This is a genomic window from Luteibacter sp. 9135, assembly GCF_000745005.1.
In the GTDB taxonomy this organism is placed as follows: domain Bacteria; phylum Pseudomonadota; class Gammaproteobacteria; order Xanthomonadales; family Rhodanobacteraceae; genus Luteibacter.
Genome location: NZ_JQNB01000001.1, coordinates 1,921,660 through 1,933,881 on the forward strand (window position 1 = coordinate 1,921,660; position 12,222 = coordinate 1,933,881).

The 12,222-nt window shown below is 65.2% G+C and carries 10 protein-coding genes; all 10 read right to left on the minus strand.

Translation table 11 applies throughout. From position 1 onward, the window contains the following. Positions 1-9 precede the first annotated feature (9 nt). Complete coding sequence (locus FA89_RS08200) at positions 10-2,310, minus strand: hypothetical protein (RefSeq protein WP_036139956.1); 2,301 nt, start codon at positions 2,308-2,310, stop codon at positions 10-12. Positions 2,311-2,348: 38 nt separating this feature from the next. Then, the gene (locus FA89_RS08205; RefSeq protein WP_036143922.1) at positions 2,349-2,741 is read right to left on the minus strand and encodes a GtrA family protein; all 393 of its coding nucleotides are present in this window, start codon (positions 2,739-2,741) and stop codon (positions 2,349-2,351) included. Between the two features lie 44 nt (positions 2,742-2,785). Continuing rightward, a complete protein-coding gene (locus tag FA89_RS08210; RefSeq protein WP_036139959.1) occupies positions 2,786-4,084 on the minus strand; it encodes an NAD(P)/FAD-dependent oxidoreductase in 1,299 nt (432 codons plus the stop codon). Between the two features lie 22 nt (positions 4,085-4,106). Then, a complete protein-coding gene (locus tag FA89_RS08215; protein WP_036139962.1) occupies positions 4,107-5,051 on the minus strand; it encodes an NAD-dependent epimerase/dehydratase family protein in 945 nt (314 codons plus the stop codon). Positions 5,052-5,053: 2 nt separating this feature from the next. Then, a complete protein-coding gene (locus FA89_RS08220; protein ID WP_036139964.1) occupies positions 5,054-5,791 on the minus strand; it encodes an SDR family oxidoreductase in 738 nt (245 codons plus the stop codon). A 3-nt stretch (positions 5,792-5,794) separates the two neighbouring features. After that, positions 5,795-7,441, minus strand: a complete 1,647-nt coding sequence (locus FA89_RS08225; protein WP_036139967.1) for a hypothetical protein — start codon at positions 7,439-7,441, stop codon at positions 5,795-5,797. A 104-nt stretch (positions 7,442-7,545) separates the two neighbouring features. Then, entirely contained in the window at positions 7,546-8,850 is a 1,305-nt protein-coding gene (locus tag FA89_RS08230; RefSeq protein WP_036139968.1) for an FAD-binding oxidoreductase, read from the minus strand. Continuing rightward, complete coding sequence (locus FA89_RS08235; protein WP_051939042.1) at positions 8,850-10,286, minus strand: UbiA family prenyltransferase; 1,437 nt, start codon at positions 10,284-10,286, stop codon at positions 8,850-8,852. Before FA89_RS08235 ends, FA89_RS08230 begins: the two co-directional genes overlap by 1 nt. Before the next feature lie 93 nt (positions 10,287-10,379). Next, the gene (locus tag FA89_RS08240; RefSeq protein ID WP_036139970.1) at positions 10,380-11,321 is read right to left on the minus strand and encodes an electron transfer flavoprotein subunit alpha/FixB family protein; all 942 of its coding nucleotides are present in this window, start codon (positions 11,319-11,321) and stop codon (positions 10,380-10,382) included. A 21-nt stretch (positions 11,322-11,342) separates the two neighbouring features. Beyond that, positions 11,343-12,089, minus strand: a complete 747-nt coding sequence (locus FA89_RS08245) for an electron transfer flavoprotein subunit beta/FixA family protein (RefSeq protein WP_036139972.1) — start codon at positions 12,087-12,089, stop codon at positions 11,343-11,345. Positions 12,090-12,222: the final 133 nt, after the last annotated feature.

Sequence of the window (12,222 nt, forward strand, 5' to 3'; positions counted from 1 at the left end):
CCGGTTCTTTTACGGCAAGGTGACCGTCGCGCGCACGGGACACAGGTGCGGGACGTTGTCTGAGGTCTGCAGGATACGAACCACGAAGGTTCCATGGATGTCCGAGGTATCCACGGAAGCCCTGAAGCCGATGTTGCTCTCTTCCGGATGACCGAAGAAAGCGGCTACGTCGGGTCGCGGAAGCATGCGCGTCGGCGCGACGAAGGTTTGGTCGCCGCGGGTAAGAAGAATCCGCACGTCCTCGTTCGCCCTGCCGCTGGCGGTGGAAACCATCGTCCATCCGCGAACACGGAGGAGATCGGCGGGCAGGATGTTCCCCGCAGGATTGACCGGCTTTTCGTCGATGCTGTCGATCGAGCAGTCGCCGCCATCCGGTACGTCGGACAGATGCTCCGCAGGCGTCGCCTTGTCGAAGAGCAGGGTGTCGGTCGAATCCAAGGCAGGAATACTCACGTCCTGGACGCTGAAAGTGAAGTCATGTTTCCACAGCCAGCGCGTTCCGCTCTCACCGGCGATCGTTATCGTTTTTACGTATTTACCTGCCAACAGGTTGGCTTGCTTATGCGACGTCAGGGCGGCGAATTCTTCGGCACTCGATACCGTCGGCGACAACAGGAATCCCTCCGAGGCCATGCCCGGCACGAAGGTGTAGTTTTTCCGAGTTCCGTCGTTATAGCTGACCGACATGATGAGCCGGGGAGCCTTGTACACGGTCGAAGCCAGCTTCCCGAGCAGGGTCGGCTGGACATCGATCTTCGCCCAGAGCGCGTCGGTGTGGTTTTCGAGAGGAATCGTGCGGCCAAACTCTCCTGTCGATTCGGCCACCTTCCCGAAAACCAACGCTTGGCTCGGGGAGCGTCGGTCGAGTATGGCGTAGCGGTCTACAAAGCCTGTTGGCGCGTAGGTGCCGAGCAGCACGGGCCAGCTGAGACTGTCACCCAGCGCCGGGTAACGCGAGTCGATAGGCGCAAGCGCGAAGTAGATCCGGGCGGCGCCATGCTCCCGCAGATGGTCGGCGTCCGCACGCAGCAGGGCCGGCGTGTAGGCCGTATAGGTGATGATAGTCGGCCGAGGGTTCCAGCGCGTGCCACTGGCCAGAAGCGCAGCGACATTTTCCGGGTAAAGGTCGGCGTCACCGGAGAAAGGGGGTAGCGGATACAGCGTCCGCAAGCGCGCGTTTTCTTCTGCGAAGCCCTTTTGCAGGCTACCCGGATGCAGGATGCGAGTCGCCAAACCGGACGAAGCGGCACCGAGCTCCTGGAACAGGCGTTCCTGCATCTTCAGCGTATCGAAGGATTGGTACGACATAGAGATCAGCGCGAAGCCGGCGAACCCGACCACAAGTCCCGTCGCACCGCGCGTCGTGATACGCGGTTTTTCGAGGAAGGCGATCAGGCCGGCCAGTGCCAGGGAACTGGCGGCGATTGTCGCGTGGGTATCGTGACGAACGAAGCCCGCTTTGAACGCGAGGAACAACAGCAGGGCGACGGCGACGACGACGCGCCAGCCCTGCCGCAGGTCGTGGCGCCACATGGCCCATATCGCGAAGATCGCAAACATCGGGAAGACCACGGCTTCCCAGGTGTTGCCGGGCTGGGCCATGGCTATCGTGTAACCGGATACGACTGGAATCTGGCTGGCGAAGAACACCGGCAGCGCGGCGAGAGGTTGGCCCGCGAGCATCCATGTCCCGCAGAGTGTCACCAGTCCGACGACGACGATTCCGAGTGAGGCGACCCGTGAGCGCCGCCAGAGCGCCAGGAAAGTCAGCGCGAGACACGCCGCGACGGCTATCGCCATGGTCCCCTTGACCAGGGGGAGCAGGGTGCACGCCACGACGAGTCCATAGGTGGCCGCCATCTGGAGGCGGCAACCTTGCTCGGTAGCCTTCTCGGCAGACAGCAGGAGCAGAAGGGGGAGCGCCAGGATCGTGGCACCCTCAAATGTGGTCTGGCTGAGCAGTACGGGCAACAGCAACAGCCAGGGCCGACGCGCGGGCGGTGTGATGGCCGCAAAGCCGGCAAAAAGGGCGGTAGCCAGGATCAGCGAAACGCCGATCAGGAAAACGTCGGTCGCCGGGTGATAGGCATGCGTGTACACCGTGCTGAGGGGCCCGGCGGTAAAAATGATGTCCCTCCCGAAGACCATATGGTCGGCCACCGCGACGTTCATCGCATAGCGCCATGCTTCACCGTCCAGTCCTCCCACGAAGGGTGCGAACGGGACGACAAGCAGGATGGTGGCGGCAAAGGCCGTGACGACGGCGGACAGCCGCGCCAGCCTTGCGTAATCGAGTCGCTGGAGGTGCATCGATAGGTCCGTGTATTCCGGGTGGGACGTGTTGCCCTTCAGTTCCTGAAGGACAGGTACTTGTGGCCGAAGTAGCTCGACACGAGGGGGAGCATGATCCCGATGGCATGCGCGACGGCTTCGGGGTGCCATGTGAAGCCTATGGCGGGGAAGCCGTACTTCGCCAGCACGACGCTGACGATCAGCGTCTGGACCAGCGCGAACAGGTTGACGAGGATGAACCAGAGTGCCTGGTGGTGCACGGCCTGGGACGACCCCTTGAACACGAACAGGCGGTTCAATACGAAAGCCGTCGTCATGCCGATGACATACGCCAGGCCGACGGACCAGGCGTAGCTGGTCCAGTGGTTGATCACTACCCGGGAAAGGAAGTTCACGACCGCCGCAGACCCGCCGACGATCAGGAAAAGCACGAACTGGGACTTCATCAGGTCCCGCAGGCGGCGGTGTAGCGGTGCCTTGATGGTGTGCTCGGTCATGCCACGACTTCGCGTGCCATCATCCGGCCGAAGTCGATGCTCTCGGAGATGCCCCGATCCTCGGGATAATAATGCGAGGTATCCGCCACCCAGAGACCATGCACGGGCAGCTTGCGCGGAGGGATCGATTCCAGGTAGCCCGGCGGGCAGATCGGCTGTGCGTAGCGGTACCGGTTCGCGCGGATGTCGATGAAATCCTCGTCGGTCAGCGACGGGTTGATCGTCTTCAGGTATCGGCGGACCTTGTCGGTGAAGACCTCGTTGGCCTCCGCATACTTCGGGTGCTCGCCCGGCATGTAGAACGGCACGTACACGACATGCTGATCGAGCGGGCGCAGGTTGGTGTACTCGACCAGACCCGGGATATCCATGTCGTCGTCGTTGGTGTTGAGCCAGAAATTCTCCGTGACCGGCTTGCGCAGCTTGGCGATGACGCACACCACCGCCACGTTCTTCAGTGCACTGAACTTGGCGAGGATGTCGGCGGGCAGGTCCGGCATGACCCGCGGGACGAAGGGCAGCGGAATCGTGCTGACAACCTTGTCGAACGCTTCGAAGCCTGCGGGCGTCTCCACGCCCCTGACCGTGCCATTCTCGATCACGACGCGGGTAACGGGCGTCGACAGGCGAAACTCGCCACCGTGGTCCGTGATCCACTGCTGCATACCGTGGAGCAACGTGTCCGAGCCACCGTCGAGGTAGCCGAGTTTCTCGCGGAACATGCTGTATCGCGAGGTGCCGATGCGGCGGATACGGCTCCATATCCAGGCGGCCGAAAGATTGTCGCTGTAGTCGTAGAACTTGTAGTCGAACAGGCGCTGCCAGAGCGACCGCCATGCTTCCTCGCCCACCCAGCGGCGAATCCATCCGGTGGCCTCGATATGATCGAGCGGACGCCAGTCCTCGCGCTTGCGCTTCGTCGAAAGGAAGGCATGCAGACCGTAGCGGACCTTGGCCGTGAGGCTCAGACCCTTGAACTTCAGCAGGGCCACCGGGTTGCCCCAGGCTTGCAGGCGCTTGTCGAACCAGTAGCCCATCTTCGTTTCGGTCCAGCGCATACGATCAGCCAGGCCGAGCTCGTCCAGCATGGTCAGGAAGCCGGCATCCGAGATGCAGTGGAAATGGTAATACCGTTCGATCTTCAGGCCGCCGAAGTCGAAGCTCGCCGTCATGCCGCCGACGCGGTCGTCGGCTTCGAAGATGACCGGCGTGTGCCCGTCGCGGGCAAGCTGGTAGGCCACGGCCAGGCCCATGGGGCCGGCACCGAGTACGGCGACACGTTGGGGATGATTCATCGACTGCATTCCGGCGGGGCGCTCAGCGCTTCAGGACAATGGCGGAGTAACGGGGGTCGCAGTAGCTCTCGCGCACGGCATCGGCGAACGGGGTTTGCCGCACGCCGAACACGGCCTGCGTGTCCACGCCCTTGAAGTCGTCGCCGGCGCTCAGCGCCTTGAGCTGGCTTTCGGTAAAGGGCGGTTTCCCGCTGAATAGCGCATACACCCTCAGCAGGAAGCCGAAGAAGCCATAGGGGATGTGCACGATCAGCGTCTTCAGGCCCTTGGCCTTCTTGATCGTATGGATGATGTCCACGTAGTCGATGCGTGTATCGCCCACCACGTCGTACACCTCGCCGTTGCGCTCGCGCACGATGCAATCGGCGATGCAACGGCAGAAGTCGCGCTCGTAGAGTGGCTGGCGCATGTAGCGGCCATCGCCGGGGATCGGGAACACCGGCGTCTTGGCCATGAAGCGCGACAGCCAGCCGAAATGTTTCGGATCGAACCAGCCGAACATCAGGGTGGGGCGCAGCACGGTATGGCGGATGCCCGACTCCACCACCAGTTTTTCCTGGGCCTTCTTGGTGTTGGTGTAGTCGTCGTTGGCGACCGAGACCACCACCGAGGAGCTGATATGCACCATATAAGGCACGTTATGGCGCTTGAACGCGTCCAGCACCACGCGCGTGGCATCGATGTTGTTGCGGACGAATTCCTCGGTGAACTTGCTGGTGATCTGCGCATGCAGCTGCACGACGCACGACGCACCGGCAAAGGCCTCTTCCCACGGGCCCGGCACCGCCACGTCCGCCTCGATCGTCACCACGTCCGGATGCAGGTCGCGCAGGATGCCCATGTTGTAAGCGTGCTTGTCGATCGCCACCAACTGGGTGAAACCCTGGCTTTTCAGTTCGACGATGAGGTTCTGGCCGACCAGACCGGCCGCGCCTGTGATGACGATCTTGCTGTGCTTGTCTGCCATGGTCAGAGGCTGAGCCGTTTGAAGAGGAATTCGGGGATGCAGCGGATGATGGTCATGATGCCGGACCAGAACCACGGCAGGTAAGCCACGGCGCGGCCCTTGTCCACGGCGGAGACGATGCCCTCGGCGATGGCCTCCGGCTTGGCCCAGAGGGCACCCTTCTTGAACTCGCGGGTCATCGGCGTGTCGACGAAGCCGGGCTTGATCGTGATGACGGCCACCCCGTGCTTCGCCATGCGCTGGCGCAAGCCGCTGAGGAAGGCACTGACCGCGGCCTTGGCCGAGCCGTACAGGTAGTTGCTGGCGCGACCCCGGTCGCCAGCCACCGACGAGATCACGGCGATGCTGCCGCGGCCGGCGGTCTGCATGCGGTTGGCGATCAGGGTCAGCAGGGCGATGGTGGACGTGCCGTTGGTGGCGAACTCCGCCAGGGCGGTCTCCACGGAGGCCTCGCAGGCCTTCTGATCGGGCAGCGTGCCGTGTGCGATCAGCACTACGTCGACCTCACCCAGCGCCGCCCAGGCCGCGTCGAGAGCGGCGCCGTGGGCGGCGATATCGTTGACTTCCAGCTCGGCGCGGGTGACCTCGGGGGCGCCGCGGACCAGCAGGTCGTCGGCAATGGCGTCCAGCCGAGCCCGGTTACGGGCGACGAGATGGAGCCTTGCACCGCGTTCGGCGTACAGACGGGCGGTGGCTTCGGCAATCGCCGAGGTCGCTCCGATGATCAGGACTCGCTGCATGTGTTACTCCGAATACGCGAAAGAGGCGCCCGTGGGCATAGCGCAGATGCGCAGGGAGGTGGTCGTCCAGCCGGCATGATCCGTTCGCGGGTCGTCGACGAAGCCGCTGAAAGCGGGCCCGTCGACGCTATCGCCACGCTCCCGGGCCGCCTTTGGCCGGACCAGCGCCCAACCGACGATTATATCGTGCTCGTCCACGACCAGGGCCGCCCCGTCGGACGATTGGCTGAACGCGGTCTTCAGATGCCCATCGATACGGCGCTGCGGACGGCCCGAGGCGAGGACCTGTGACGTTTCGATACCGGCCTGGCACCCGGCAGCGGGCGCGCGTCTGCCCAGCCACCCTATCGCCGCCAGCAGGTGGTTCCTCCCGAAGGCGGAGAGACGGGCCTTACCTGCCCTGTTGGCGATGTCGAGCACATGCGCCGTCTGTTCGGGCGGATACAACGGCGCGATGGCAGACGGATCGTTCATCTGCGTGGCGAGGGCCAGGGCGCCCAGATCACGCGAATAGAGGGTGGACGCCTGATTGCGGATGGCCCTGAGTTGCCAGGACATGAGACCGAGGAGCACCAGGGTGGCCGCCAGGGGAAGAGCGCGCACAATGCGATCGCCTAGGGCAGGCGCCACCATGACCAGGCTCGCCAGCCAGGCCAGTCCACCCATCGTGGTGTACCGGCTGACGAACGCGCCGGCAAGCCCGTAAGGCAGGGGGAGACGGCCCAACGACGTTCCGAAGGCGCTGACGGCCACATAAGCCACCACGGCTACCATGGCCAACGACATCGGGTGGGTGCGGCGCGTGCGCCATGCCGTGGGCACGAACGCCAAGGTGCCCAGCAGCAGCAGCGCTGCGGCGATTTCCGTGATTCCAATGGCCCAGTTTGCCCTGCCGAATGCAAACCAGAGCGGACCGCCGACATAGCGCAGCACGAAGTGGACGACGTCCATCGGCCGATCCATCAGGACCGCCAGCATCGGCACATGCGTCTGTCCGCCGCTGAACCCCTGCCGGAACAGCAGCACGGCAAGTACGGTCGTCAACGCCGTGCCCGCCAGCCAGCGGGGGGACAGACCCACGCAGGCACCGAGAACGAGCAGGATCGGCAGGGCAAAAATGCCGTTTGCCATCGCACCCAGTGCAAGCGCAGCACATGCCGTTGCCACCGGTGCAAGATAACCGCGTGTCGGTTCCGACGCAGCGCGCGCCGCGAGGTAGAACGCGGACAGGGGCAGCCAGGCGACGAGGAAGAACTGCACCTGGAAAGCCCAGGTGAAGTTCTCGCGTTGTGACCAAAAAAACGTGCCGCCAAGAAGAACGGCGCAAAGGGCTTTGCGTGCCGCGGGTGTCAGTGCGTCCGATGAGCGCCTGGCAGCCTGGATGAAGATCGTCGCGATACCGGCCGTGATGGCCAGGCCTGCGACGATCGGCAGGATACCCCGCGCCCCGAACCAGGCAATATCGGCGTAGAAGAAGGGCCGCGACAGCACGATCCGGTGCTCGGCATGCCCATCCAGCCATGGCAACCAGCCGCCTTCCCTGGCTTGCAGGAAGAATCCGATATACCCGTCCCACATGTCCCACAACGGTACGGGCGAATAGGCCCGAACGACGCCGATCAGGGTATACAGCACCATCACCAGGGCCATGACAGTGGCTGCCGTCGCCCAATGCGGGCTCGTGAGGCGATGGCGGTGGGGCGGATCAGACGGGGAGGCGAACGAAGCGTTCACTCCGTGCCACGCATCCCCCCTCATGCCGAAACACGCCGCCAGAAACTGGACGACACACCGGGATCGACGAACGCCGAGAACGCCTCGTGCGCCGGGAAGTAAGCGCGGAAATGGGCGGCCGACATCCGCGCGTCCTTGGCCGGATACACCGCGCCGCCCTTGTCCGCGACGATCGCGTCCAGGCGGTCAAGCAGCGAGAACACGCCTGCGCCGTCGTTCGGAAAATCCAGTGCCAGCGTCGTGCCTTGCCGCGAGAACGACAGCATGCCGGGCGAAGGCCGGTCACCGAACTGCTTGAGCACGGCCAGGAACGAGCCGCCGCCGGCGTCGGCGATCGTCTTCACCAGCTCGAACATGGTCGCTTCCGCGGCGGCGGGCGGCACCACGCACTGGTACTGCAGGAAGCCACGCGGGCCGTACATGCGGTTCCAGTGGGCGATGCTGTCCAGCGGGTAGAAGAACGGCTGGTAGTGCGTCGTCGCGTGCGCCACGCGTTGCCGCTGGCGGTGGTAATACAACTGGTTGAACGCCCGCAGGCTGAGCGAATTGACCAGGCTGACCGGTGGGGTGATCGGCATGGCGAGGCGCCGAGACGACGTCGCCGGGCGCTGGTCCGGCCGCGACGGCGCATGGTTGGCCCGGCTGAACAGGCCGCGGCCAAGCGCCTTGCCCTTGGCCGCGCAGTCGATCCACGACACGGTGTATTCGTAGTCCCGGTCGGAGGCCTGCGACAAGTCGAAGAAACCGGCCAGGCTTTCGAAGCGGTGGCTCTCGGTAGACATCCACGGCCCGGCGATGCGGCGCAACTGGATCGTGGCACGGGTGATGACGCCGGTCAGGCCCAGGCCACCCACGGTGGCCGCGAACCAGTCCGCGTTTTCGGTGGGCGAGCAGACTCGCCGTGAGCCGTCCGTACGCAGTAGCTCGAAGGCCAGCACATGGTGGCCGAACGTGCCGGCGCGATGGTGGTTCTTCCCATGCACGTCGTTGGCGATGGCGCCGCCGACAGTCACGAAGCGGGTGCCCGGGGTGACCGGCAGGAACCAGCCCTGGGGCACCACCAGATCGAGGATGTCGGCAAACAGCACGCCGGCCTCGCAGGTCAGCACGCCGGTGGCCGGATCGAAGGCGATGAAGTGGTCCAGACCCCGCGCCGCGAGCAGCACGCCGCCGTCGTTGAGGCAGCTGTCGCCGTAGCTGCGTGCGTTGCCCAGGGGCAGCACGGGCAGGGTACTGGGCGGCAGGGGGGCATGCCGATCGCTCAGGGCGATCACTTTTTCCGTGGTGACGGGGTAACGGCCCCAGGAGCGTCCGGCGCGGGCCATCAGACGGCCGCTGCGACGATCACCGCCGCGATCACGCCGAGGATCTGGCTGGTGCGGTCCATCACGGCGAACACCACCGGGTCGTCGTGCATGATCCCGCGGTGGGCGATCGCCCAGGTGCGGCTGATCCAGTAAAGCAGCAGCGGGCACAGCATCCACAAATAATGCGGGTGGTCGTAGAGCGACATGCTGGCCGTGCTGTCCACATAAAGTGCCAGCACCAGCACGGCAAGGTAGCCGCTGGAGCCGCCCAGGGACTGGATCAGCGGAATGTCTTCGACATCGTAGCCACGCCCGCTGGCCTTCACCTGGCCCTTCTTCTGCAGCGCCAGCAACTCGGTGTAGCGCTTGACCATCGCCAGGCTGAGGAAGATGAACATCGAGAAGGCCAGCAGCCAGAACGACGGCTTGGTGTGGATCGCTGCCGTGCCGGCGAGGATGCGTGTCGTATACAGCGTGGCCAGCACAACCACGTCGAGCATCATGATCCGCTTCAACCGGATCGAGTAGGCCGTGGTGAGGATGTAGTAACCCAGCAGCACGCCGACGAACAGGTGCGAGACGAAGAAGGCCAGGCCGAAACCGGCGATCAGCAGCAGCACTGCGGCGATGGGTCCGGCGATCAGCGGCAGCGTACCCGCCGCGAACGGGCGGTTGCGCTTGCGATGGTGCTGGCGGTCCGACGGCAGGTCGAGCAGGTCGTTGGTCAGGTAGACGCTCGAGGCGCACAGGCCGAAGCAGACGAAGGCCAGCAGGGCCGCCGCGACGCGATCGAGTTCCAGCACGCGATGCGAGGCCAGCAACGGCAGGAAGACCAGCACGTTCTTGATCCACTGGTGCACACGCAGGGCTTTCGCCCAGGCCTTGATGCCGCCGCTACGCACGGTGAAGCGTTTTTCCACCGGGGCGACGCGTGCCGCGGCTTTCGACAGGGTCTCGCCCTGCTCCACGACCAGGGCCGCGTGGGCGTGCTTCCACACGGCGAGGTCTACGGGCGCGTTACCGATGTAATCGAAGGCTTTCTCGCCGAAGCGTTCCACCAGCGCCTTTGCCTTGTTGGCACCGGACAGGTTGACCTGGCCGTCGCTGGCCATCACCTCGTCGAACACAGCCGCGTGGTCGGCGACGGGTGTGGCGAGGGTCACGTCCGAGGCGGTGCACAGCACCACGTGACGATGGGCGCGTTGATCGCGCAGCCAGTCGATCAGCTCGTGGTTGTAGGGCAGGGCGACCGGATCCAGCTGCACGCGCCGCGCGATCTCGCGCTTCAGGTGGGCCTTGCCCCGGAGCAGCCAGCCCAGCATCGAGAAGATGGCCAGCGGATGCTGCGCCAGCAGCGCCAGTGCCGACTCGATCAGCAAATCGGAGCGGATGAGCGTGCCATCCAGGTCGACGCAAAGCGGGATACCCGTCTTTGCCGCGTTTTCCACCGCCATGTCCGGCATTGCTAGTCCCTGAATCAGAAAAACGGCCGCGGCGGACGCCGCGGCCTTGAACGTGACGGCCCGGGCGCCTGCCCGGGCCATGGGTCAGCCGAGGGCGGCTTCCAACTCGGGCAGGATCTTGAACAGATCGCCGACCAGGCCGATGTCGGCAATTTCGAAGATCGGCGCCTCGCCGTCCTTGTTGATGGCGACGATGGTACCCGCGTCCTTGATGCCCGTCAGGTGCTGGATGGCGCCGGAGATGCCGATGGCGATGTACAGCTCCGGCGCGATGATCTTGCCGGTCTGGCCGACCTGCATCTCGTTGGGCACGTAGCCGGCATCCACGGCCGCGCGCGAGGCGCCCACGGCCGCGCCGATCTTGTCGGCGAAGGCGTAGACGATCTCGAAGTTTTCCTTCGAGCCCACGCCACGGCCCCCGGAAACCACCTTGGCGGCACCCTGCAGGTCCGGACGGTCGCTCTTGCCCTGCTGCAGCCCGACAAAGCGGGTGTGCGAGGGCAGGGTGGCCTCGACGGTCAGCGCCTCGACCGGGGCCGACCCGTTGGCGGCGGCCGCGGGCCACGACGCGGTGCGGATGGTGGCGACGACCGTGGAGGCGGCATCCACTTCCACGGTAACGATGGCGTTGCCGGCGTAGATGGGGCGCTTGAAGCTGTGCGGCCCCTCCACGGTCATTACGTCGCTGACCTGGGACACGCCCAGCAGGGCGGCCACGCGCGGCGCCAGATCCTTGCCGAAGGTGGTCGAGGGTAGGAACACGTGGCTGTAACCCGCGGCCGCCTTGGCGATCTGCGGCGCGAGCACGGCAGCCAGCGCGTGGGCGTTCTCGGCGCGGGCCACGGTCAGCACCTTGCTGACGCCGTCGATCTTCGCCGCCTCGGCGGCAACCGCGTCGGGGGCGTCGGACAGCACGATGACGTCGATGGTGTCGGGCTTCACGGCCGAGGCGGCACTGACGGCGCGGGCGGTAGCACCGTTCAGCTTGCCGTCGAGGTGCTCGGCGATAACGAGGATCTTGGACATGGGATTCTCCGGTCGGCTGCCTTACAGCAGGCCCTTCTGTTTGAGGGCCGCGACGAGTTCGGCGGCGTCCTTCACCATGACGCCCTTGCTGCGCTTGGGCGGGGCGGCGTAGTGGGTGGTCTTGATGTGGTCTGCCGCATCGACGCCCAGCGAGTCCAGCTCGATCACGTCGATCGGCTTGGACTTGGCTTTCATGATGTCGGGCAGCTTGATGAATCGCGGTTCGTTGAGGCGCAGGTCCGTGGTGATCACCGCGGGCAGGTCGGCCTCGATGGTCTCCAGGCCGGCGTCGACCTCACGCGTGACCGTGGCCTTGCCGTCGGCGATCTCGACCTTGCCGGCGAAGGTGGCCTGCGGACGGTCCCACAGGGCCGCCAGCATCTGGCCGGTCTGGTTGGCGTCGTCGTCGATGGCCTGCTTGCCCAGGATGACCAGCCCCGGCTGCTCCTTCTCTATCAGCTTGAGGAAGGTGCGGGCGGCGGTCAGCGGGGCGATGGCCTCCGTGGTCTGGACGTGGATGGCACGGTTGGCGCCCATGGCCAGGCCGTTGCGCAGGTGGGCGGTCAGGTCGGCCGGACCGATGCCCACCACGATCACCTCGTCGGCGACGCCCTTCTCGCGCAGGCGCAGGGCCTCTTCCAGGGCGATATCGTCGAACGGGTTGGCGGAGAGCTTCACGCCGTCGGTCACGACGCCCGTGCCGTCCGGCTTGACCTGAATGCGGACGTTGTAGTCCACGACGCGCTTGTAGCCGACCAGAATCTTCATTCGGGGTTCCTGTGCGTAGGGGCGGCCGTCGTTGCGGTCGCCTCGGGTTGACTCCGTATTCTATCCAAACTTCAAACCGGCGTTTGACGCGCCGCGGGATGGCATACGGCAAAGGTGGCGCGCGGGGGTATCT

Excerpts from the sequence above, each read along its gene's own strand:
- FA89_RS08200 (WP_036139956.1), bottom strand. The coding sequence starts at position 2,310 with ATGCACCTCCAGCGACTCGATTACGCAAGGCTGGCGCGGCTGTCCGCC.
- FA89_RS08210 (WP_036139959.1), bottom strand. The coding sequence starts at position 4,084 with ATGAATCATCCCCAACGTGTCGCCGTACTCGGTGCCGGCCCCATGGGC.
- FA89_RS08215 (WP_036139962.1), bottom strand. The coding sequence starts at position 5,051 with ATGGCAGACAAGCACAGCAAGATCGTCATCACAGGCGCGGCCGGTCTG.
- FA89_RS08220 (WP_036139964.1), bottom strand. The coding sequence starts at position 5,791 with ATGCAGCGAGTCCTGATCATCGGAGCGACCTCGGCGATTGCCGAAGCC.
- FA89_RS08225 (WP_036139967.1), bottom strand. The coding sequence starts at position 7,441 with ATGGCCCTGGTGATGGTGCTGTATACCCTGATCGGCGTCGTTCGGGCC.
- FA89_RS08230 (WP_036139968.1), bottom strand. The coding sequence starts at position 8,850 with ATGGCCCGCGCCGGACGCTCCTGGGGCCGTTACCCCGTCACCACGGAA.
- FA89_RS08235 (WP_051939042.1), bottom strand. The coding sequence starts at position 10,286 with ATGGCGGTGGAAAACGCGGCAAAGACGGGTATCCCGCTTTGCGTCGAC.
- FA89_RS08240 (WP_036139970.1), bottom strand. The coding sequence starts at position 11,321 with ATGTCCAAGATCCTCGTTATCGCCGAGCACCTCGACGGCAAGCTGAAC.
- FA89_RS08245 (WP_036139972.1), bottom strand. The coding sequence starts at position 12,089 with ATGAAGATTCTGGTCGGCTACAAGCGCGTCGTGGACTACAACGTCCGC.